Annotated in this window: 16 protein-coding genes and 1 pseudogene; 5 read left to right on the top strand and 12 right to left on the bottom strand. The window is 59.2% G+C overall.

The genetic code is table 11. The annotated features are described in order from the left end of the window. The 4 genes from AC3IF3_RS28530 to AC3IF3_RS28515 all read left to right on the top strand — a co-directional run. Nucleotides 1-473 (top strand): calcium-binding protein (locus AC3IF3_RS28530; protein ID WP_489231202.1); only part of this gene is annotated, 473 nt, incomplete at its 5' end. Nucleotides 474-632: 159 nt separating this feature from the next. Continuing rightward, the gene (locus tag AC3IF3_RS28525; protein WP_489231200.1) at nucleotides 633-2,903 is read left to right on the top strand and encodes a peptidase domain-containing ABC transporter; all 2,271 of its coding nucleotides are present in this window, start codon (nucleotides 633-635) and stop codon (nucleotides 2,901-2,903) included. Next, a complete protein-coding gene (locus tag AC3IF3_RS28520) occupies nucleotides 2,803-4,254 on the top strand; it encodes an HlyD family type I secretion periplasmic adaptor subunit (protein WP_489226577.1) in 1,452 nt (483 codons plus the stop codon). The genes AC3IF3_RS28525 and AC3IF3_RS28520 overlap by 101 nt, the downstream gene beginning before the upstream one ends. After that, entirely contained in the window at nucleotides 4,251-5,858 is a 1,608-nt protein-coding gene (locus tag AC3IF3_RS28515) for a tetratricopeptide repeat protein (RefSeq protein WP_489231201.1), read from the top strand. Before AC3IF3_RS28520 ends, AC3IF3_RS28515 begins: the two co-directional genes overlap by 4 nt. Here the strand turns inward: AC3IF3_RS28515 and AC3IF3_RS28510 are convergent. The 7 genes and pseudogenes from AC3IF3_RS28510 to AC3IF3_RS28480 all read right to left on the bottom strand — a co-directional run. After that, nucleotides 5,824-6,294, bottom strand: a pseudogene (locus tag AC3IF3_RS28510) (dTDP-glucose 4,6-dehydratase); the annotation flags it as partial. The gene AC3IF3_RS28515 and the pseudogene AC3IF3_RS28510 overlap by 35 nt on opposite strands. A gap of 86 nt (nucleotides 6,295-6,380) precedes the next feature. Beyond that, nucleotides 6,381-6,932: a dTDP-4-dehydrorhamnose 3,5-epimerase gene (rfbC, locus tag AC3IF3_RS28505; protein ID WP_489226581.1), complete on the bottom strand. Its 552-nt coding sequence runs from the start codon at nucleotides 6,930-6,932 to the stop codon at nucleotides 6,381-6,383. A 112-nt stretch (nucleotides 6,933-7,044) separates the two neighbouring features. Beyond that, nucleotides 7,045-8,913 (bottom strand): tetratricopeptide repeat protein, encoded by a 1,869-nt coding sequence (locus AC3IF3_RS28500; protein WP_489226579.1) that lies wholly within the window; start codon nucleotides 8,911-8,913, stop codon nucleotides 7,045-7,047. A gap of 71 nt (nucleotides 8,914-8,984) precedes the next feature. Then, complete coding sequence (locus AC3IF3_RS28495; protein WP_489226577.1) at nucleotides 8,985-10,436, bottom strand: HlyD family type I secretion periplasmic adaptor subunit; 1,452 nt, start codon at nucleotides 10,434-10,436, stop codon at nucleotides 8,985-8,987. Further along, the gene (locus AC3IF3_RS28490) at nucleotides 10,336-12,606 is read right to left on the bottom strand and encodes a peptidase domain-containing ABC transporter (RefSeq protein WP_489231200.1); all 2,271 of its coding nucleotides are present in this window, start codon (nucleotides 12,604-12,606) and stop codon (nucleotides 10,336-10,338) included. Before AC3IF3_RS28490 ends, AC3IF3_RS28495 begins: the two co-directional genes overlap by 101 nt. Before the next feature lie 159 nt (nucleotides 12,607-12,765). After that, a complete protein-coding gene (locus AC3IF3_RS28485; RefSeq protein WP_489231199.1) occupies nucleotides 12,766-15,591 on the bottom strand; it encodes a beta strand repeat-containing protein in 2,826 nt (941 codons plus the stop codon). 51 nt (nucleotides 15,592-15,642) lie between these two features. Continuing rightward, nucleotides 15,643-16,536, bottom strand: coding sequence for a hypothetical protein (locus AC3IF3_RS28480; RefSeq protein WP_489231198.1), 894 nt, complete (start codon nucleotides 16,534-16,536; stop codon nucleotides 15,643-15,645). Nucleotides 16,537-17,428: 892 nt separating this feature from the next. Here AC3IF3_RS28480 and AC3IF3_RS28475 point away from each other — a divergent pair. Beyond that, complete coding sequence (locus AC3IF3_RS28475; RefSeq protein ID WP_489231197.1) at nucleotides 17,429-17,704, top strand: hypothetical protein; 276 nt, start codon at nucleotides 17,429-17,431, stop codon at nucleotides 17,702-17,704. 146 nt (nucleotides 17,705-17,850) lie between these two features. Here the strand turns inward: AC3IF3_RS28475 and AC3IF3_RS28470 are convergent, their stop codons facing one another. The 5 genes from AC3IF3_RS28470 to AC3IF3_RS28450 form a co-directional block, all read right to left on the bottom strand. Next, nucleotides 17,851-18,501, bottom strand: coding sequence for an AAA family ATPase (locus tag AC3IF3_RS28470; protein WP_279598257.1), 651 nt, complete (start codon nucleotides 18,499-18,501; stop codon nucleotides 17,851-17,853). 754 nt (nucleotides 18,502-19,255) lie between these two features. Continuing rightward, the gene (gene terL / locus AC3IF3_RS28465; RefSeq protein WP_489231196.1) at nucleotides 19,256-20,881 is read right to left on the bottom strand and encodes a phage terminase large subunit; all 1,626 of its coding nucleotides are present in this window, start codon (nucleotides 20,879-20,881) and stop codon (nucleotides 19,256-19,258) included. Beyond that, on the bottom strand, nucleotides 20,878-21,411 hold the full coding sequence (locus tag AC3IF3_RS28460) for a DUF5681 domain-containing protein (RefSeq protein ID WP_489231195.1): 534 nt from the start codon (nucleotides 21,409-21,411) through the stop codon (nucleotides 20,878-20,880). The genes terL and AC3IF3_RS28460 overlap by 4 nt, the downstream gene beginning before the upstream one ends. A gap of 10 nt (nucleotides 21,412-21,421) precedes the next feature. After that, the gene (locus AC3IF3_RS28455; RefSeq protein ID WP_489231194.1) at nucleotides 21,422-22,849 is read right to left on the bottom strand and encodes a site-specific DNA-methyltransferase; all 1,428 of its coding nucleotides are present in this window, start codon (nucleotides 22,847-22,849) and stop codon (nucleotides 21,422-21,424) included. 397 nt (nucleotides 22,850-23,246) lie between these two features. Further along, nucleotides 23,247-23,612, bottom strand: coding sequence for an HNH endonuclease (locus AC3IF3_RS28450; protein ID WP_489231193.1), 366 nt, complete (start codon nucleotides 23,610-23,612; stop codon nucleotides 23,247-23,249). Between the last annotated feature and the right edge of the window lie 11 nt (nucleotides 23,613-23,623).

Here is a 23,623-nt window from a genome sequence, read left to right as displayed (position 1 = left end):
ACACCCTATATGGCGGTGGTCAAAGTGCCATAACTGCTGGCTCTGGTGGAGATACCCTGTATGGCGGCCTTGGCAGCGCGGCACACGACACCTTAATGGGCGGTGCCGGAAACGACTATCTGGCCGTGAAGCAAGGGAACAACGCACTATACGCTTCCGGGGGAATGGACACGCTAAACGCTGGGTCCGGCAACGATACGCTCTACGCTGGGTCAAGCAACGCAAAGCTTTATGGCGGCTCGGGGCACACAACCTTTGAAATTAGTGCATCTACCGGGAATGACACTATTGTCGGCGGATCCGGTTCCAGCATCGTGAACATCGCCGGCCATAATTCGACAGATGCTAAATACACGGCGAATAACGACGGTTCGACAACGATCATGTTCGGCGAGGGCTCTCAATCTGTGACGGTAACGAACATCGACACACTGCATTTTGATGGTAACAACACCGATCATAAGATAAGCTAAATAGGTCGGCCAGATTTGGAGCCGGATCAAAATTCGACGATTAAACTGAAAAAAGGGGTGGTTAAAACCACCCCTTTTTTTCATCAAACGACCGCCACACTCTCAGCTTACTAAACTGTTGATGCGCGGTTCACCGCTAGCGCTGAGTCACAGTTTAACATGCGGTCTTTCTTCGCAATATCTGAAGAGCTAGAATCAGCGGGTCTTCTGATGAAACAAGTAGCTCAGTCCCAATCAACGGCGGTCGACGCCACTCTTTCGGGATTTGCCGCTCTAAATTGCCTCACAATTGTCGCCAGGCACCACGGAATTCACCTATCACCAAAACAAATTATGCGAGATAATCAACTCGGGTCTGCGAAAATTACGCCGAACGTTTTGCTTAGCTGCGCCGAACAAGCCGGGCTCCGCGGAAAGCTCCTTAGTTTAAGATGGCGAAACTTACTTAATTTACGGCGCGCGCTTCCGGCCATCATTTATCTCAAGAACGACACACCGATGGTTCTGACGCGGATCGAAGCGACCGATGCACTGGAACAAGTAATCCTTCTCGATCCTGACGCGCCCGAAGATGCGCCGCTTATTCTCGACCGTGTGCGGCTGGAAGAGACATGGGGCGGAGAAACTCTTCTCCTAAAGCGAGATTATAGTATCAAGGACGAGGAGCAGCCGTTTGGCATTGGATTAATTTCCTCGCTAATCTTTCGCGAGCGACGTATACTTAGAGACATTATAGTTTCAGCCGTCGCTCTAAGTCTGCTATCCTTAGTGCCAATTCTATTCTTCCGTCTGATGACGGATCGGGTGATTACACATCATGCCATGAGTACCTTCGCAGTGCTTTGCTTAGCTTTGGCGCTATGTATCGTGTTCGAGACAGTGTTCTCAGCGTCGCGGCGTGCTCTACTGCTTCACCTTACGACCCGCGTTGACGTAAAGCTATCAACCCTTATATTTGAGCGCGTATTGCGGCAGCCAGTGGAGCTATTTGAGACTACACCGGTCGGTCTAATCGCGAGAAACATGTACGAGGCTCAAAAAATCCGTGTATTTCTGAGCAATCAGCTGCTCGGAACAATGTTAGATAGTATTTGTCTTATCATATTTATTCCGGTGATGTTTATCTATAGCCCTCTTCTCACGCTAATTGTCCTCGTATGCTGCGCTTTAATTGTGGCCTGGACGATGGCAATGCTGCCTGCCGCGAGTCGGCGCTCGAGCGCTCTAATTGCGGCGGAGGGGATCCGCGGCTCCTTTATTGTTCAGACCCTTCAAGGAATCCGAACGATCAAATCACTGGCCTTAGAGTCCCGCCAAATCCACCAATATGAGGTTCATGTGGCACGTAGCGCGAGCCTGCGCACCAAAGAAGGTTACCTGGCAAATCTAATTCAATCAGCCATTTTGCCTGTCGAACGCTTCATGATATCCGGAACACTTGCAGTTGGTGTCTATGCGGCACTGGAGTCAAATAATTCTGCAGCTGTCGCTGAAATATTTATGTTTCTCTTATTAAGCCAAAGAGTCGTCGGCCCTATGCGGCAAATGGCACAATTAGTTGAGCAGTATGAGGAAGCAAAGTCTTCCGTCCATCTTGTAAGCTCAATGATAAACAACGCTCCTGAAGATATGCGATCAGGACAAGGGGTCCGCCAGCCACTAACCGGCAAGCTCGAATTCTCATCGGTACGTTTTCAGTACCGCGGCGCAACAAGTCCAGCATTAGATCAGGTGTCATTTGAGGTGCCGGCCGGGAGTACTCTAGGAATAATGGGTCGGAGCGGCTCAGGTAAAACAACCGTGACACGGCTGCTGCAGCGCCTCCATTCAGACTATGATGGCCTCATAAAGATCGACGGGATAGACGTTCGGGAATATGCATTGGACCACCTTCGCGGAAGCCTCGGAGTGGTTTTGCAAGATAATTTCTTATTCGCTGGATCGATTCGAGATAATATTGCCGCAGCAAAGGCAGATGCAACTTTCGACGAAGTGGTCAGAGCAGCAAGAATGGCCGGGGCCGAAGAATTTATCGATCGGCTTCCGAGCGGTTATGATACTTATGTTAATGAAGGCTCTACTAATCTTTCTGGCGGTCAGAGGCAGCGTATAGCAATTGCGCGCGCACTTATCACAAATCCTCGCATTCTTATTCTTGACGAGGCTACGAGTGCTCTCGATCCAGACAGTGAAGCGATTGTGAACGCTAACTTAAAACGCATCGCGGAAGGTCGTACAGTAATCGTAATATCTCATCGTTTGTCGTCGCTGGTATCTTCAGACGCAATTCTTGTATTGGAGCGCGGACGAGTGCACGATATTGGGAAGCATGCTGAACTTCTGGATCGATGCGATATTTATCGAGACCTGTGGAATCAGCAAAATGCTTCGACACGCCGCGCTGATCCCAAACTGCGGATTGCGAGTTAGAAGGGTTGTCATGAGAAAAAATTCAGTCGACCTCGATCTTCGGCGTTTTCAATCCGAAATTGATGAGGTACGAGAGGCGCCAGAACCAATCATTCTGCGCGTCACTGTCTGGATCGCGACAGGCGTCCTGTTGATATGTATCGCGTTCGCTGCCGTCGCGCGCGTAGATCGTGTCGTTACTAGTGACCGCGGCAGGATCGTTCCTGCCAAAGGCGCAATTTTATTTCAAGCACTCGACAACTCGCTAATTAAATCTCTGGACGTCCGTGAGGGTGATCGCGTTACGAAAGGACAGTTGCTAGCGACACTTGATCCGACGTTCGCGGAGGCTGACGTGGTGCAGCTTGAGCAGCAACTTATGAGCCTGGATGCGCAGATCGCTCGGGCAAAAGCGGAGCAGCAGGGGGTGATGTATGCTCCGAAGACAGTCGACCCGCTGAAGGATCAGTATGCCATTTTGCAGAAAAACCTTTATGAGCAGCGCGCATCTCAGCTCAAATCACAAATATTCAGCTATGATCAGAAGATTGCACAGACACAGGCTACCATTCAACGTCTTCAGGGTAGCGAAGCGCGATATAAAGAGCGGGAAAAAATTTCGCAACAGATTGAGGGAATGCGTCAGACACTCGTTGAAAAACAGGCGGGCAGTTTACTTAACTTGCTTACTGCTAGCGACTCTCGACTGGAAATGCTAAGGATGATGGAAGATGGACAGAACAGCCTGGTGGAGGCACGTCACCAGATTGCGTCGCTAACGGCCGACCGGGACGCTTTTGTTCAGCAGTGGATGTCTACAAGTAGTCAGGATTTGGTGGCCGCTCAGGGCACGCGCGATACTGTTGTAGCGCAACTAGCCAAAGCGGCGCGACACAAGGATTTGGTGAGGCTCATCGCGCCCGAGGATGCGATTGTCCTGACCCGCGCCAAAGTCTCGGTAGGATCGGTGCTGAAAGAAGGCGAGACACTACTCACGATTGTGGCCGAGAATTCGCCGATCGAGGCTGAACTGAATATTTCAGCAAGAGAGATTGGATTTGTGCGAGCTGGCGACAATGTGTCTATCAAAATAGACGCCTTCCCGTTTGTTGAGCATGGTCTAGCATTAGGAAAATTGAGTTGGATAAGTGAGGGGGCATTCTCGCTTGATGAAGATGGTAAGCCAGTGGAGCCTTTTTATAAAGCTCGTGTCGTTATTGGTGAGATGCGCTTTGTTCGTGTGCCGGCCACTTTTCGGCTTATCCCAGGTATGACATTGAACGCAGACATTCATATAGGGCAGCGGTCTGTTCTTGGATATCTGGTCGGTGGAGCAACATATGGCGTGAACGAGGCTATGCGGGAGCCATGAGATTTCATGGTTTCGTCGATTGGGTACGTCAGCTTTGGGCTCATTTCCGGTTTTTCAGGTCAAATCGACTCATGCGGCTGGGACGTGCTGCGTCGGCGCACCGCTACATCGCGGCCGCTGCACGCTTAGGGCATGTTGAAGCAATTTACCGGCTTGGCCTGAGCTACAGTCAGGGCTTGGGGTGTACTCGGACCGGAAGTGAAGCAGTACGGTGGTTTGAGATAGCCGCCGAAGCAGGGCATCGGGATGCACAATTTGAATTAGGTGTTGCCCTTTTGGCTGATCATGAGCTCGAGTGGTGTACTGGCTTATCTGCTCGGTGGGCGGAGGCCTCGCTTCAAAGGGGTGGGTTAGCAAGTGAAATTGTTTTCCCGCGTGGGTTGTCGATCAATAAGAATAATGATCACGCGTATATCTGGCTCCGCCGATCAGCTGAAGCAGGCAAGCCGGAAGCTCAAGCCAATGTTGGCTGGCTGTTATTGAAAGGTATTGGATGTGAGTCTTCGCCTAGCGAGGCCCGGCATTGGCTTATGTTAGCGGTTGGTCAAGACATAGGTCAAGCTGCGCTTGGGTTGGCTGAGTTGTTCGGTGACGACAGGTTGGGCGAATTCGATTTGCTTCAGCGCAAACATTGGTTGCAAAAAGCGGCAGATTTAGGCAATGTATCCGCGGCATTTCAATTGGGGATTGCGCTTCGCGTAAGTCCACAGTCTGAATCGGATAAAGAAAAAGCTGAGGGATATCTAGTGTTTGCGGCTGCGCGCAAGCACAGCGGAGCAGCCTATGAGATGGGGGTCGTGTTAATTCAGCGAAGCGAAAACCAAGGGGAAATAGAGCGTGCTGCTGAATATTTCCGATCTGCAGCTAAGATGGGTCATGTCGAGGCTTCTTTCGTCCTTGGGTGTTTATACAGTCGTGGTGAGAAGCTAAGATTGGATCTTCGAGAGGCAGCTGATTGGTTTCGCCGCGCGGCTGATGCGGGGCATGTGGAGGCGCAGTTTCAGATCGGATGTCTTTTCGCTCGAGGTGAGGGTATTCCGAAGGACTTGGTGCACGCCGCGCGTTATTTTGAAATGAGTGCTAATGGTGGCCATTTGGCGGCGGCTCTCAATACGGGAGTTTTCTATGAAACGGGCGAAGGGGTGGATCAGGATGTAAATAAAGCTATTGAGTGGCTTAGGGTTGCTGCGAGTGGCGGCTTGCCGCAAGCCCAGGTCCGACTAGCTCATCTGCTTGGCTCTGGGATGGCTGGTTCTCATGATACAGCTTCTGCGGTTGAATTCTTCGAACTTGCCGTAAAACAGAACGATGTTGAAGGGGAAGTTGCCCTCGCTCGATTATTGATCGCGGAGCAAAAAGGAGAGGCGCCTGACCGTGCTGTCGCGCTACTAAAAAGTGCGCTGTCTAAAGGGCATTTGGGCGCGGCGGAGTTTGTTCTGTCTAGCTCGTTTGCTACTATAAAGTTCGACGCTGCGGTCGTAGCTGCACTGGACGTTTTGAAATTTGCGGCTGCGCAATATAACGCCGGGATCATGATGCTGAATGGCTACGGTGCGCACCGCCGAGCTACGGCGAGCGCGGGTCGTAGCGGCTCTCCTCGGTGAAGAACGCATCCGGCGGCAGCGAGCCGTAGACCTCGTCGGTGGAGACGTGGAGGAACCGGAAGCTCTTTTTGTCCGCCTCCGGCAGGGATTCATAATACCCGCGGGCCCCGTCCAGCATCGTCTGGGTGCCGATCACGTTGGTGCGCACGAAGGCGCCCGGATCGGTGATCGAGCGGTCGACGTGGCTCTCGGCAGCGAGGTGCATCACGGCCTGGGGGCGGAACTCGGCCAACGCCGTCTGCACGGCGGCGCGGTCGCAGATATCGGCCTCGACCCAGCGGTGGCGCGGGTTGTCGGCGAGCGGCGCCAGGGAGATTGGATTGGCCGCATAGGTCATCGCGTCGAAGGTGCAGACCTCGTGGCCGAGATCCTCGACGAGGTGCAGCACCAGCGCCGAGCCGATGAAGCCGCAGCCTCCGGTCACCAGGATGCGCATGGCGGATTACCTCCTCGGACGGGTCGGAAACGGGATGGCGGGGCAGCAGAAGGCTGCGCGCCGTGACAAAATTACGGCTTGGCCGGTCAAAAGGCGCGCCCGAGCTCGGTGAGCCGGGGGGCGCGGCGGTCCTTGTCGGACAGGATCGCACCATCGCCCGAGACCGGCCACGGGATCCCGATCTCGGGATCGTTCCAGGCGAGCGACCGGTCGTGCTCGGGGCTGTAATAGTCGTCGACCTTGTAGGCGACCATCACGTCGGGCGTGAGGGTGCAGAAGCCGTGGGCGAAGCCGTGCGGGATGAAGAGCTGCGTGCCCGTCTTGGCGTCGAGGGTCACGGCTACGAACCTGCCGAAGGTCGGCGAGGCGCTGCGGATATCGACCGCCACGTCCAGGATTGCGCCCTGCAGCACGCGGATGAGCTTGGCTTGGGCGCGCGGGGCGATCTGGAAGTGCAGGCCGCGGATCGTGCCCTGCGGGGCCGAGAAGGACTGATTGTCCTGAACGAAGGTGTTGGCGATGCCGGCCCGCCCCAGCGCGTCCACCCGGAACGTCTCGGAGAACCAGCCGCGCGCATCGCCCAGGCGCTTGGGCACGATGCGCTTCACGTCCGGGATCTCGGTCTCGATGACCTGCATGTAAACAACCTGCCTAATATTTCCGCAAGCACTATCCAACCGAAGGCGAGGCAAACAGAAGAAGCTTTTTAGTAACGATTTAGATGATTCCGAAAGCCAAGAACGAAGTAGATTAATGAATTTTGTCTAACTCAACAGTTGTATTACCCGGGATATGACGAGATGACTGCTTGCCAAACTTTTCAAGAGCTGCTTTTGCTTGATCTAGACCATGAGCAGCTGCAGAAATCAAATACTGGGAAGCTCGATCGACGTCCTGAGCAGCACCGTAGCCATTCAGCATCATGATCCCGGCGTTATATTGCGCAACGATGTGACCAAGCTCGGCGCCTCGGATATAATACCGAAGTCCCCGAGAAAGATCGTCCGAATCACGATTGCGCTTGCAATAAAATACGCCCAGCTCAAAATTAGCAATTGGATCACCTAATTCAGACGCTCTCGACAGCAAACGTTCGGCTTCCAGAACGTTGTTCGTCAAATGCCGGCCGTGAAGTAATTCAATCGCCAAGAGAGTCATTGCGCGCGCTGACCCCGCAGCAGCCGCAAATTTCAAAACGTCCAGTGCAGCTACGACCGCAGCGTCGAACTTTATAGTAGCAAACGAGCTAGACAGAACAAACTCCGCCGCGCCCAAATGCCCTTTAGACAGCGCACTTTTTAGTAGCGCGACAGCACGGTCAGGCGCCTCTCCTTTTTGCTCCGCGATCAATAATCGAGCGAGGGCAACTTCCCCTTCAACATCGTTCTGTTTTACGGCAAGTTCGAAGAATTCAACCGCAGAAGCTGTATCATGAGAACCAGCCATCCCAGAGCCAAGCAGATGAGCTAGTCGGACCTGGGCTTGCGGCAAGCCGCCACTCGCAGCAACCCTAAGCCACTCAATAGCTTTATTTACATCCTGATCCACCCCTTCGCCCGTTTCATAGAAAACTCCCGTATTGAGAGCCGCCGCCAAATGGCCACCATTAGCACTCATTTCAAAATAACGCGCGGCGTGCACCAAGTCCTTCGGAATACCCTCACCTCGAGCGAAAAGACATCCGATCTGAAACTGCGCCTCCACATGCCCCGCATCAGCCGCGCGGCGAAACCAATCAGCTGCCTCTCGAAGATCCAATCTTAGCTTCTCACCACGACTGTATAAACACCCAAGGACGAAAGAAGCCTCGACATGACCCATCTTAGCTGCAGATCGGAAATATTCAGCAGCACGCTCTATTTCCCCTTGGTTTTCGCTTCGCTGAATTAACACGACCCCCATCTCATAGGCTGCTCCGCTGTGCTTGCGCGCAGCCGCAAACACTAGATATCCCTCAGCTTTTTCTTTATCCGATTCAGACTGTGGACTTACGCGAAGCGCAATCCCCAATTGAAATGCCGCGGATACATTGCCTAAATCTGCCGCTTTTTGCAACCAATGTTTGCGCTGAAGCAAATCGAATTCGCCCAACCTGTCGTCACCGAACAACTCAGCCAACCCAAGCGCAGCTTGACCTATGTCTTGACCAACCGCTAACATAAGCCAATGCCGGGCCTCGCTAGGCGAAGACTCACATCCAATACCTTTCAATAACAGCCAGCCAACATTGGCTTGAGCTTCCGGCTTGCCTGCTTCAGCTGATCGGCGGAGCCAGATATACGCGTGATCATTATTCTTATTGATCGACAACCCACGCGGGAAAACAATTTCACTTGCTAACCCACCCCTTTGAAGCGAGGCCTCCGCCCACCGAGCAGATAAGCCAGTACACCACTCGAGCTCATGATCAGCCAAAAGGGCAACACCTAATTCAAATTGTGCATCCCGATGCCCTGCTTCGGCGGCTATCTCAAACCACCGTACTGCTTCACTTCCGGTCCGAGTACACCCCAAGCCCTGACTGTAGCTCAGGCCAAGCCGGTAAATTGCTTCAACATGCCCTAAGCGTGCAGCGGCCGCGATGTAGCGGTGCGCCGACGCAGCACGTCCCAGCCGCATGAGTCGATTTGACCTGAAAAACCGGAAATGAGCCCAAAGCTGACGTACCCAATCGACGAAACCATGAAATCTCATGGCTCCCGCATAGCCTCGTTCACGCCATATGTTGCTCCACCGACCAGATATCCAAGAACAGACCGCTGCCCTATATGAATGTCTGCGTTCAATGTCATACCTGGGATAAGCCGAAAAGTGGCCGGCACACGAACAAAGCGCATCTCACCAATAACGACACGAGCTTTATAAAAAGGCTCCACTGGCTTACCATCTTCATCAAGCGAGAATGCCCCCTCACTTATCCAACTCAATTTTCCTAATGCTAGACCATGCTCAACAAACGGGAAGGCGTCTATTTTGATAGACACATTGTCGCCAGCTCGCACAAATCCAATCTCTCTTGCTGAAATATTCAGTTCAGCCTCGATCGGCGAATTCTCGGCCACAATCGTGAGTAGTGTCTCGCCTTCTTTCAGCACCGATCCTACCGAGACTTTGGCGCGGGTCAGGACAATCGCATCCTCGGGCGCGATGAGCCTCACCAAATCCTTGTGTCGCGCCGCTTTGGCTAGTTGCGCTACAACAGTATCGCGCGTGCCCTGAGCGGCCACCAAATCCTGACTACTTGTAGACATCCACTGCTGAACAAAAGCGTCCCGGTCGGCCGTTAGCGACGCAATCTGGTGACGTGCCTCCACCAGGCTGTTCTGTCCATCTTCCATCATCCTTAGCATTTCCAGTCGAGAGTCGCTAGCAGTAAGCAAGTTAAGTAAACTGCCCGCCTGTTTTTCAACGAGTGTCTGACGCATTCCCTCAATCTGTTGCGAAATTTTTTCCCGCTCTTTATATCGCGCTTCGCTACCCTGAAGACGTTGAATGGTAGCCTGTGTCTGTGCAATCTTCTGATCATAGCTGAATATTTGTGATTTGAGCTGAGATGCGCGCTGCTCATAAAGGTTTTTCTGCAAAATGGCATACTGATCCTTCAGCGGGTCGACTGTCTTCGGAGCATACATCACCCCCTGCTGCTCCGCTTTTGCCCGAGCGATCTGCGCATCCAGGCTCATAAGTTGCTGCTCAAGCTGCACCACGTCAGCCTCCGCGAACGTCGGATCAAGTGTCGCTAGCAACTGTCCTTTCGTAACGCGATCACCCTCACGGACGTCCAGAGATTTAATTAGCGAGTTGTCGAGTGCTTGAAATAAAATTGCGCCTTTGGCAGGAACGATCCTGCCGCGGTCACTAGTAACGACACGATCTACGCGCGCGACGGCAGCGAACGCGATACATATCAACAGGACGCCTGTCGCGATCCAGACAGTGACGCGCAGAATGATTGGTTCTGGCGCCTCTCGTACCTCATCAATTTCGGATTGAAAACGCCGAAGATCGAGGTCGACTGAATTTTTTCTCATGACAACCCTTCTAACTCGCAATCCGCAGTTTGGGATCAGCGCGGCGTGTCGAAGCATTTTGCTGATTCCACAGGTCTCGATAAATATCGCATCGATCCAGAAGTTCAGCATGCTTCCCAATATCGTGCACTCGTCCGCGCTCCAATACAAGAATTGCGTCTGAAGATACCAGCGACGACAAACGATGAGATATTACGATTACTGTACGACCTTCCGCGATGCGTTTTAAGTTAGCGTTCACAATCGCTTCACTGTCTGGATCGAGAGCACTCGTAGCCTCGTCAAGAATAAGAATGCGAGGATTTGTGATAAGTGCGCGCGCAATTGCTATACGCTGCCTCTGACCGCCAGAAAGATTAGTAGAGCCTTCATTAACATAAGTATCATAACCGCTCGGAAGCCGATCGATAAATTCTTCGGCCCCGGCCATTCTTGCTGCTCTGACCACTTCGTCGAAAGTTGCATCTGCCTTTGCTGCGGCAATATTATCTCGAATCGATCCAGCGAATAAGAAATTATCTTGCAAAACCACTCCGAGGCTTCCGCGAAGGTGGTCCAATGCATATTCCCGAACGTCTATCCCGTCGATCTTTATGAGGCCATCATAGTCTGAATGGAGGCGCTGCAGCAGCCGTGTCACGGTTGTTTTACCTGAGCCGCTCCGACCCATTATTCCTAGAGTACTCCCGGCCGGCACCTCAAATGACACCTGATCTAATGCTGGACTTGTTGCGCCGCGGTACTGAAAACGTACCGATGAGAATTCGAGCTTGCCGGTTAGTGGCTGGCGGACCCCTTGTCCTGATCGCATATCTTCAGGAGCGTTGTTTATCATTGAGCTTACAAGATGGACGGAAGACTTTGCTTCCTCATACTGCTCAACTAATTGTGCCATTTGCCGCATAGGGCCGACGACTCTTTGGCTTAATAAGAGAAACATAAATATTTCAGCGACAGCTGCAGAATTATTTGACTCCAGTGCCGCATAGACACCAACTGCAAGTGTTCCGGATATCATGAAGCGTTCGACAGGCAAAATGGCTGATTGAATTAGATTTGCCAGGTAACCTTCTTTGGTGCGCAGGCTCGCGCTACGTGCCACATGAACCTCATATTGGTGGATTTGGCGGGACTCTAAGGCCAGTGATTTGATCGTTCGGATTCCTTGAAGGGTCTGAACAATAAAGGAGCCGCGGATCCCCTCCGCCGCAATTAGAGCGCTCGAGCGCCGACTCGCGGCAGGCAGCATTGCCATCGTCCAGGCCACAATTAAAGCGCAGCATACGAGGACAATTAGCGTGAGAAGAGGGCTATAGATAAACATCACCGGAATAAATATGATAAGACAAATACTATCTAACATTGTTCCGAGCAGCTGATTGCTCAGAAATACACGGATTTTTTGAGCCTCGTACATGTTTCTCGCGATTAGACCGACCGGTGTAGTCTCAAATAGCTCCACTGGCTGCCGCAATACGCGCTCAAATATAAGGGTTGATAGCTTTACGTCAACGCGGGTCGTAAGGTGAAGCAGTAGAGCACGCCGCGACGCTGAGAACACTGTCTCGAACACGATACATAGCGCCAAAGCTAAGCAAAGCACTGCGAAGGTACTCATGGCATGATGTGTAATCACCCGATCCGTCATCAGACGGAAGAATAGAATTGGCACTAAGGATAGCAGACTTAGAGCGACGGCTGAAACTATAATGTCTCTAAGTATACGTCGCTCGCGAAAGATTAGCGAGGAAATTAATCCAATGCCAAACGGCTGCTCCTCGTCCTTGATACTATAATCTCGCTTTAGGAGAAGAGTTTCTCCGCCCCATGTCTCTTCCAGCCGCACACGGTCGAGAATAAGCGGCGCATCTTCGGGCGCGTCAGGATCGAGAAGGATTACTTGTTCCAGTGCATCGGTCGCTTCGATCCGCGTCAGAACCATCGGTGTGTCGTTCTTGAGATAAATGATGGCCGGAAGCGCGCGCCGTAAATTAAGTAAGTTTCGCCATCTTAAACTAAGGAGCTTTCCGCGGAGCCCGGCTTGTTCGGCGCAGCTAAGCAAAACGTTCGGCGTAATTTTCGCAGACCCGAGTTGATTATCTCGCATAATTTGTTTTGGTGATAGGTGAATTCCGTGGTGCCTGGCGACAATTGTGAGGCAATTTAGAGCGGCAAATCCCGAAAGAGTGGCGTCGACCGCCGTTGATTGGGACTGAGCTACTTGTTTCATCAGAAGACCCGCTGATTCTAGCTCTTCAGATATTGCGAAGAAAGACCGCATGTTAAACTGTGACTCAGCGCTAGCGGTGAACCGCGCATCAACAGTTTAGTAAGCTGAGAGTGTGGCGGTCGTTTGATGAAAAAAAGGGGTGGTTTTAACCACCCCTTTTTTCAGTTTAATCGTCGAATTTTGATCCGGCTCCAAATCTGGCCGACCTATTTAGCTTATCTTATGATCGGTGTTGTTACCATCAAAATGCAGTGTGTCGATGTTCGTTACCGTCACAGATTGAGAGCCCTCGCCGAACATGATCGTTGTCGAACCGTCGTTATTCGCCGTGTATTTAGCATCTGTCGAATTATGGCCGGCGATGTTCACGATGCTGGAACCGGATCCGCCGACAATAGTGTCATTCCCGGTAGATGCACTAATTTCAAAGGTTGTGTGCCCCGAGCCGCCATAAAGCTTTGCGTTGCTTGACCCAGCGTAGAGCGTATCGTTGCCGGACCCAGCGTTTAGCGTGTCCATTCCCCCGGAAGCGTATAGTGCGTTGTTCCCTTGCTTCACGGCCAGATAGTCGTTTCCGGCACCGCCCATTAAGGTGTCGTGTGCCGCGCTGCCAAGGCCGCCATACAGGGTATCTCCACCAGAGCCAGCAGTTATGGCACTTTGACCACCGCCATATAGGGTGTCATGTCCGCTGCCACCTTGAAGTGTGTCGACGCCTGCGCCCCCAAAGAGAACGTTATCGCCTTGGGTGACGGTGAGAAGATCGTTTCCAGCTCCGCTATTAAGGGTGTCGTGTGCTCCAGAAGTGAGGCCCCCATAGAGCGTGTCGCCGCCAGACCCTGCGTTAAGCACACTCTGACCACCGCCGTACATTGTGTCGTGCCCACTCCCGCCCTGGAGCGTGTCGAGACCTGCGCCGGCCTGAAGTACGTTGTTGCCGTATTGTACGGACAGAAGATCGTTGCCGCTGCCGGCGGTTAGCGTGTCGTGGGCGCCAGCGCCTAACCCTCCATAAAGGGTGTCGCCAGCCGGTCCGTTATATAAGGTGCTTTGACCGCCCGTGAGATAGCTGTGACTGTAGCTGGAGCCGCTTGCCATCGTGTCGTGAGTGGTGCTCGTCCCGCTCGTCAGCGTGCTCGTCCCGCTCGCCAGCGTGCTCGTCCCGCTCGCCAGCGTGCTCGTCCCGCTCGCCAGCGTGCTCGTCCCGCTCGCCAGCGTGCTCGTCCCGCTCGCCAGCGTGCTCGTCCCGCTCGCCAGCGTGCTCGTCCCGCTCGCCAGCGTGCTCGTCCCGCTCGCCAGCGTGCTCGTGCCCTGTGGCACGGTGAATCCCTGTGTGCCCCATTGGAGTAGGCTCAGGCTGCTGTCGGGGACGGCCGCGCCGTTGTAGCTCGCGGAGTCGACGTACAGATTTCTGTCGTTGCCCGGGCCGTTGTAGGCGTCGTTGAGGAAGTTGACGCTGACCGTGTGCGGACCCGCGCCGAAGCTGCCCTGCACGGTGACAGTATCGTCCTGCGCGGTCGAACCGGCCACGTGCGCGCCGCTTGCGGTCAGGGTGCCGCCGATCTGTTGACCGTCGACTGAGACCGTATACTGCGCGTCGCCCTGGTAGGCGTCCTGGCTGACCTTGAGCACCAGATGGTCCGGGCCGGTGCCCACCGTGGTCGAGACCGGACTCGAGCCGCCGCCCGATATACCGGTGCCCGGTGTGCCAGAACCCGATGTTCCAGTGCCCGGCGTGCTCGTGCTCGTGCCCTGCGGCACGGTGAATCCCTGTGTGCCCCATTGGAGTAGGCTCAGGCTGCTGTCGGGGACGGCCGCGCCGTTGTAGCTCGCGGAGTCGACGTACAGATTTCTGTCGTTGCCCGGGCCGTTGTAGGCGTCGTTGAGGAAGTTGACGCTGACCGTGTGCGGACCCGCGCCGAAGCTGCCCTGCACGGTGACAGTATCGTCCTGCGCGGTCGAACCGGCGACGTGCGCGCCGCTTGCGGTCAGGGTGCCGCCGATCTGTTGACCGTCGACTGAGACCGTATACTGCGCGTCGCCCTGGTAGGCGTCCTGGCTGACCTTGAGCACCAGATGGTCCGGGCCGGTGCCCACCGTGGTCGAGACCGGACTCGAGCCCGAGCCCCCGCTTCCGACGGTCGCCGAGCCGATCGCGTTGCTCAAATTCGAGCCGGTGTACTGCGTCTCGACGGACGACAGCGACTGCCCGGCCGGGACGCTCGACAGCGCCGACGTGGTCGCGCCCTGCGCCACCTGCTGCACGGCGGCGCTCGAGCTCAGGAGCTGTTGGCCCCCACCCGCGCCGGTGGCGGCGGTGTCTAGGGCGGTGTTGCTGGAAGCCGCGATGGTGCTGATGCTCGAAGCGGCTCCGGTGCTGATGTTGGCGCCCGCCGACGTCGCCGCCGCGGCGACGACGTTCTGCAGCGTCGAGGCAGCGCTCAGACTCAGGGCCTGCCCGGAGCCCGCCGACGCCTGTATTTGGTGCGCGAGCGCTGCGGCGACGCTGTTGGTGGCCGCGGCCGCCGAAACGCCTCCCTGGCTGCTCAGGCCGGCGCCCAAGACCGAGATCGTGTCCAGCACCTTGGCGCCGGCGATGTAAGTCTGCGTCGCGGCCGCGTCGCCGCTGAGCGTGCCCGCGACGGGATCCAAGGTCAGGAGGCTCTGGCCCGACGCGAGCGTGATCCCAAGACCCTTGGCGACAGTGCTCTCCGCTGCTGCGACGTCGGCCGCGGTGGCATTTGACGGCAGCAGCGCGCTGACGAGCGTCGTCAGCGGCGTGATGACCGTCGCGCTCGCCGGTGCCGTGAGAGTCGTCGTGATCGCCAGACCGGTCGAGGTATCGACGCCGCCCGTCGCGACGAGGGGGCCAGAGGCGTTCTGCAGGAAGAACTGCCCAAGAGCGTTCGTGATCGCGCTCGCCTCACCCGAATCGTAGACGCCGTTCCCGTTCGCGTCCGCGAACACCGTCGCGCCGGAGATATATCCGTCCGACTCGGTGCCGGAGATGTTTTGCGTCGCGTAGTCAACAGCCACGACTCGCCCCCTCTATAAAAGTCTTATGTCCATCCGCCGTCTGGCGGTGCATCAACGCAGGCCCGCCGACCGGAACACGCGCACACGTCCTGCGCGCGGGGCCGGCTCAGGGCTTGCGGCCGGCTCACTCGCCGACCGCTGAGGAACAGGATTGGCCGAGCGAGCGGCCGGGGCTGCTGCGACGAGAAGGTTCAGACCGACCAGGGGATCGACCCCCGAGCCGCTAATCACCTCGATCGCCTGCCCCTTGAGGCGCATGACCGTCGCGCCGAGGAACAAGGCCTCGGCCTCGAACTGAAACTCCGGCGCCCTCGCCCCGACCAAGCGCAGCCGGGCGCCGAGGAGCGAACGATACTGTCCACGCGTCCCCGCGAACCCGTCAGTCATCCATTGCGTCCAGGCACCGCCCGGTCCACTGACCTGGACCTGATACTCAAGGGAAAGGCCGGCCGTCTGACCCACGAGGCTGACCTGTAGACCCTCGATCGGCGCCGGGCTATCAGGCCCCGCAACCCAGCGCCCGTCGCTGACCCGGACATCGCCGCGGCGCGACACATGCGCCATCACGTCGAGCCGGGGGGCGGGCGGCGAAACCGCGGGCTGCGGGACCGAAGGCTGCGCCCTACCCTGGACCGATGCGCCCGGCCGCGCCTCACCGGCGAGCGACTCCAGGCGCAGCTCGGCTTCGGTACCCCCAGACGCGAGCGCGGACGAGATGGTGATGTGCAGGCTGCTCGCCCGCTCGGCGCGCACGACCACGCACCCGCCCGGGGCCGGGATCGATCCGGGGCGCTCGCCGGGCGGCGAGATCACTTCGACGACATCCTCGCTGCCCGGCGACGGCCGCACGAACACGTGCGGCGCACCATTGGCTGTCGGCGCCTGGACGTACCGCAGCACGTACAGCCCCGTTTCCAGCGGCACGGATGTGACGCGCTCAGCCATTGTCCCTTTCCGCATTCGATCTGAGCGCTCGGCGCGCATCTGGTCTTTGTTTACGAGACACTACTGAATTCGGTCAATGAAAACTTAAACCAGGATTCAATGGCAATTCTACTTAGGGTTACCGCGTTGCAAAATCGCAACGAAAACACGGCGAGAATCAACCCAGAGCGTCGTCCGGGCAGCCCGAGAACATCGAGATTGAGACTGTTTTTATTGAACTTTATCAGCCCGTTACGCCCGTCTGCCGCTGGCGGCGCCGGATCTGTGGTTCAGCAGTTTTCCGACGCTCTCGATCGGAAAATGCCGTTTCTCAGCCCGGCCCGGAATCGTTAACAATTCAGCACGCGGCGGGCTGAGGCAGTTCAATACTTAATAAACCGTCAACAGGGCCTGTCATCATTCATTTGAGTGAGACCAGTATAGTTTCTCGCCCTGAAGCCCCAAGACTGTCTGCGCGCCGCAATCTGAGCGCTGCAGCACACCGTGGCGGTGGTTCGAACGACCGCGACGCGCGTTCAGGCCGGTGACGGTGATTCGGCCCCGTGTCGGTCGGGATGATCAGTGTATCGGAAGGCGGCAGAATTTTGATGCGGCGCGGGGAGCATCGGCCTTCAGATGTGGGCCGTCCGCCTTCGAGCGCGAATCGCCGGCCGGCGATGCCTACCGGGAAACTGTCGCGCGGCAGTCCCGTCGCGGGCCTCTCACATGTGCGAAGTCGGTGCCGGGCGAGGACGGCGGCGGCCGCGCGGCGCCGGGCTTGCGGGCGTTCCCCTGCCAGCCGCGCGCCCGGGATAGCGTTCGCGTGAGCACGCGAAACGCGCGATGACACGGGGCCGCGCCGCGCCTACGGTGCCCGTCATCGGGATGCGTGTTTCACCCGGCGAGCGAGACGATGGCGATCTATCTTGCCAGCTTCGACATGAGGGCGGTCGGCCACGATTACAGCGTGCTCTATGGCCATCTCAGCGCCATCGATGCACATCAGGCGCAGTCTTGCGCGTGGTTGATCGAGAGCACGGAAACCTTGCGGGTCCTCAGCGAGAGCTTGCTCGGATATCTGCATAAGGACGACAGCCTCCTCCTGATCGAAGTCGCCCCCTCGACCGCCTGGGCGGCCACGCATCTCTCCGAGCAGACCGGCGAGTGGTTGAAGCGCAAACGGCCGTGACCGCCGCCGGGCCGCACCTAGGACCATCCCAGGGTCCCAGGTCTACCGGGCGCACGTTCGCGCGGTCCCGAAATTCCCGGCGCTGTGCGACGTCAGGGGAGGGCGTTTGACGGGGTGGGGTGCGGACCGACGTGATCCCGCGCCGGTCACGCGCCGCTCGCGGCCAGCGATTCGAGCAGGAAGTCGGTGAGGACCTTGATCTCCTGCGCGGCGTTGCTCGCCGGCGCCGCGGCCGTCACCGAGACGCCCTGCGTGAACGCGCGCACGAAATAGACGTCGTGGCTCAAGGGGGGGCTGACATTCTCGCCGAGGGCGCTGAGTTCGTCGGTGATCTGCTGCCCCTCCGGGGTGCGCACGTCGACCCGCGTCGGGACGATGGCGATCTGCGTGCGCGATCGGGCGTCGCTGCGCAGCGCGGAGACCACGTTCAGCAGCGTTGTGCGGGCGGCGTTGATGTCGAGGCTCGACGGCCCGCACGGGATCAGCACCAGATCGGCGACGTCGACGGCGGCGCGAAACACGGAACTCAGGCCGGCCGGCGTGTCGATCAGGATCACGTCGGCGCGCTGCTTGAGGATGTTGCGCAGCCAGATCGAGAGCGTGCCGTTGGCCAGGAGCTCGGCCTTCACCTCAAACCCCAGCTTGCGCGGGAAGGCCCAGGCGGTCGCGGACCCCTGCGGATCGGCGTCGACCACCATCACGGACAGGCCGCGCTGCTTGAGGGCGCCAGCGACGTTGATGGCGAGCGTCGTTTTACCCACGCCACCTTTTTGCTGAACGATCGAGATGACCTGCATGGGAGCCGTGCGAGAGAGGCCGCGGGCGCAGCGTTCGGGGGGAGTGCAGCGACGTCCCGCACCGGTGAAGCCGGGGCAGTCGAAGGCGGGGAAGACTGACGATCGCTGTGTCGCACGAGTGATCTATTACCGGCAACAGAAGAACCGTGGGCGTGGAAAGCCTCTATCTCCGGCGCACGCCGCGACGGTCAATCGATCCGGCCGACGCCCCCGAACGCGGCCCATGCCTGTTGCTATCGGGCGACACGCGTCACCGGGCTCGGGGCGCGTTACAGGCGCACCCGGACCAGATTGGCCCCCATCAGGCGGAAACCTTAAGCCTCTCTCCCGGACCCTGTTTAGGCCGCTCTCGCCACGCGGGCATTTGGATCGCCCAGGGTTGGATACCGGTGGGGACCGGGTTGAGGCGGGCTAAGATCGCCAGTGCTTTCGAATTGAGGTGTAGAACGCGCCGTGATCACGCAGGCCGAAGGTGTCCCTCGATCGCACGCTGGACGCCGGCGTGCCGACCGAGACCACTGCGGTCGCCCCCGGCGCGTTCTCGCGCGGCCAGCCGATCTCGGGCTGTGCGACGCCCGCGGCCCGATCTACGCTGATGCTCCGTTCGCCGCCGTGCTCGCCCGCGATGGGCAGCCCGCGGCCTTCCCCTGGCGGCTGGCCCTCATCACGCGGCAGCAGTGTTCCGAGATCCCATCCGGCCGCCGCGCCGCCGATGCCGTGCGGGCCGGCTTCGATTCGAAGTACCCGCTCGGGCTCAATCGCGGTTGCCCGACGAGCGACGGGATTTTCGTCTGGTCGCCCCCTCTCGCTCTTCGAGCGGCGGGATTGGGAACGAAGCGGGGACGTGGACGATGCGACGCCCCGTTTCGTAACTCACGCGCGTCTCATCGCGGGATGGGGCATCTGAGTTGACGGATGCGGACGTGGCTTCCACCGCGCAAATCCGTTTCTTGACCCCTCGTATGCTCTCCCGGCTGCGCCGCGCCGGCGGCTCGATTCGCGGCCGCCGTGCTGTCAGGTAATGCAAGGCATAGGTGGTGGCATCCACCTGGTCATCGTAACGGCCGTTCGGGAACGCCAGCAGTTCAGTGATGTATGCGCCCAACCACGGCGCCTCGGTCGGAAGATACACTTGCCCCGCCTCAAAGCGAGCGGATTGGGCCAGGAGCCGCGCCTCCTTGTCGTAGCGCGGCTCCACCAAGATCGGCGACAGCGCCCCCGTCCGGCGCAGATCCTGTAGCAGCGCGTGGCCGAGTGCAGTCTTCTCGATCAAGGTCACGTCCGCCCTCCACCGCTCGCTCAGCGCGACGATGGCATGGCGCAGGTCGGGAGCCTCGAAACGGTCCCGGACCACGTCGAGGAGATAGTAGTCGAGCCCGACGGCGCCCCAGACGGTCCCGACAGACCAGTCGCTCGCCTCCGACAGGGTCGAGGCCGTATCCCACGCCACCACGATCCGGTCGAAGCGGTTCGGTCGCGCCTCGTAGGTGCGGAGCCACTCGCGGCGGATCACGTTGCCGCCGGCAGGCGCGGGATCCTGCTGGTACTGCGCCTGGAACGTCAGCGAGCCTTGGGCGCGGCGCATCTGCTCCAACACCGTCATCGGCTCGCGCTCAGGGTGCAGCAGCTCCCCAGCCCGGCGCCGGTAGACGTCCCCCGGCCCATCGCTCAGGCGATGACAAGTCTCATCTACGGCGATCGCGGGCAGCGACACCACCTCCCACGTATCCCGCTCCAGGACGTGTCCGACCAGATCGTCAGCGTGGAGCCGCTGCATCACGATGATGATTGCGCCGCGCCGCTTATCGTTCAGGCGCGTGAGCAAGGTGTTGTCGAACGCCTCGTTGACTCGACGCCGCTCGGCCCGCGAGAGCGCGTCCACCGCCTTGATCGGATCGTCGATCACGATGAGGTCGGCGCCACGCCCGAGCACCGCCCCGCCCATACCGGCGGCGAAGACCGAGCCGCGCCCTGTCGTCGTCAGCTCGAGGTCGCGCGGGCGCCGGCCGACCAGCCTGAACGCGGGGAAGGCCGCGCCATACCACGGGCTCTGCGCCACCATCTGCCGATCCAGGCTGAACTTGCGGGCTAGATCCTCGGTATGGGAGACGCAGATGATCCGCCGCCTCGGATCGTGGCCGAGCGCGAACATCGGCAACGCGACGCTGGCGATGATCGACTTACCCGAGCGCGGGGGCACGTTGATGATCAGCCGCCGCAGGTCACCGCGCACCACCCGCGCGAGCGCCCAGCACAGATGCTCGTAGTGCCAGTTGGCCGAGAACGCCGTCCCCGGTTCGAGCGTGGCGAAGGCCTGCTCGACGAAGGTGGCGAGATCGCCGCGCACGACCCCCGGCATCATAGCCGCAGGCGCGATCACGACGCGTCCTCCGGCTCGACCGCAGCTCCGGGATTGTCGTTGTCGCCTACACCCGAGGACGCCGCGCTCAATGCGGAGAGTTCGGCCAGGATCTGGCGCCGCATCCGCACGCGATAGTTCTCGAACGCGGCCTCGCTCTGCGCCAGGCTCGCCTCCGTCACGCCGGGATCGACCCCGGCCTCGCGCGCCGCGGCGTATCGAAAGACCTCCTTACCCAGGCGCGGGTCTTTCATCGCCGCGTGGCACATCGCGCGAAACATCCCCTCGGCGCAGGTCATCTCGACCCGCTGCCCCTGGAGCGTGAGCGTGACCGTCTCGTTCAAGACGCGTGCCGTCATCGCGTGGAACGCCTCGGGAGCCTTGCGGGGCCGACCCCGCGGGTTTCCCGATTGGCCCGGGCCGAAGCGGCCGCCGGCCGCCCGGGCGGGCCGAGGCCGTGCGTCGGCGTCCTCCCGGGCAAACGAGGCCGGCGTCGCGAGATCGTCGTCGGTGACGGTATTGTCGTTCAGCTCGATCGGCTCATCGGACATGGTGACCCCCTCAAGCTTCGAGCGCGGCGGCCGCGACCGCCAGCTGATCGGATGGCTCGCGCTCGCGCCGCTCCGCTTCCTGCGCGAAGGTGAGCCCCGTCCGCGCGTGGCGCGCCGGCGCGCCGGTGAGCGCCTCCATCCGCCCGACCGCGACGTCCACGTAGGTCGGATCGAGCTCGACCCCGTGTCCGACCCGGCCGGTGCGATGACTGGCCAGGAGTGTCGTGCCCGAGCCGCAGAACGGGTCGAGGATCAGTCCGCCGCGGTGCGAGGTGTCGAGCAGCGCGTCGGCGATCAGGCCGACCGGCTTGACGGTCGGGTGCGCGGCGAGCGCAACTTGCCGACCGCGTCCGAAGCCGTTGAGGCCGGGGGCCGACCAGACCGTGGTGCGGTTGCGCCCGTGCCGGCCCAGCGCGACGTTGTTGATGTGCCGCGCCGCTCCGCGCTTCATCACCAGCACGAACTCGGCCTGCTGGCGATACAGGGACCCCATCCCGCCCGTGCCCTTGTCCCAGACGCAGGTCGTGAGCTGGGTCAGGCCGGCACCGCGGGCGGCGTTCACGAGCGGAAGCATCCCGCGCCAGTCGATGAACATCTCTGCGATCGCACCGTCCTCGAGGTGGGGAACGGCCGCGTCGAGGAAGCCGGCGAAGAAGCTCTCTGCCTCCGCCTCACTCATCTTGGAGCCTTGGATGAACTCGCCGTGCGAGCTGCTGACATGGCCACGGATGGCACACCCGTAGGGTGGGTCGGTCGAGAGCTTCTGTGCGCGCTGCCCGGCGAGCAGGGCGACGTAGCTCTCGCCGGCGCGCGCGTCGCCGCACAGGAGCCGATGACCTCCGGCGAAGGTCCAGAGATCGCCGACACGCGAGACCGGCATGGCCGGGGGATCCGGAACGACGTCGGTCGGGTCAGCCTCCCCGACACTGAGCGCCGTGAGCGCGAAGTCGATCTCCGGCAGGTCGAAGCCGCTGAAGGCGACGAGGTCGGGTTCGATCGCTAGGAGGTGCGCGAACTCGGTCGCTAATGCATTCGCGTCCCAGCTGCTCTTCTCCGCGATCCGGTTCAGCGACAGGCGAAGTGCCCTGATCTCGGCGTCTGACAGATGGTCGATGACGATCGTGGGCACGCTCGTGTGTCCGAGCCGCCGACAGGCCTCGTAGATGGCGTGGCCGTCGATGATCTCTCCGGACGCGGTGACGAGGAGTGGAACGAGGCAGCCGAAACGCTCGATGTTGGCGGCGAGGCGCTCGACCTGGCCACGTCCACGTTTGCGCAGCGGCTGCTCGGACGGCCGAACGGCGGCAACCGGTTGGTGCGTGACGGCGATGCTGGGTGTGGGCGCGGGTGCCCCCGCGTCGGAGACAGGCGGCGATGCCGATTCCGCGCGCGCGGGTACGACACGTTGGCGGACCCGGATTGATGATGTTGAGGACATAGCGGTCGAACTCCGCGAAGGACGGGACGAGTGGCTGATGGACGCGAGCTTCAGCGGGCCGCAGCACGAGGCTACGACACGGCGAAGTCTGTCCCAGGTCTGCCGTCGTCCGCGCAACATCAGCGGAGTACGAATGCCCGGATCTCCTGCATCGCAGGAATCGCTACCGGAGAAGGGATGACGCTACAGCTCATCCGAATTCAGGATGGAAGCCGGCGAATTCCCTAATACCTCATATAAGAGGATTAACACTGCCTATCGACGGCCAGATCAAAGGTCAACGGGCATCGAGCCGAATTGGGTGGACGGTCGCGATCCCGCCTGCAGGTGCGATCGCGCGTGCCTGCCTGTCTGGGAACACCCACCCCAGGCGACCGGAGAGGCCTGCGGCCACCGCTCATCGCTCACCCCGATCGAGCCGCTCGCCGGTATCGCGGCGGATGACGCCACCGCCGATCAACCGTTTGAACGGGCTGGCCCTGCCACCCGGCAAAGGTCGTCGGTGCGGGTCGGCGATGCCGGCGTGCCGGTCGCGGACCCGTCGCACCCGCGCGATCACGCCGACATCGACCACCGTCTTGGCCGCGTGACAGGGTCGGCACAGAACCTGGCAGTTCTCCAGGGAGGCATCCTCCGTCAACGCGGCCGGGACGATGTGGTCGTAATGGAAGCGCCCGGCCTGCAGCGCGCAGGGGCAACGGCTGCCGTCCGCGAGCCGCCCCTCGCAGCGCCCGTCCGCGCGGGCAAGGGCAGCGCGCAGCACCGCCTTCCCGA

The sequence above is a fragment of the Methylobacterium sp. J-118 genome, from assembly GCF_057836565.1.
This window is presented reverse-complemented; position numbering and strand designations above follow the sequence as displayed.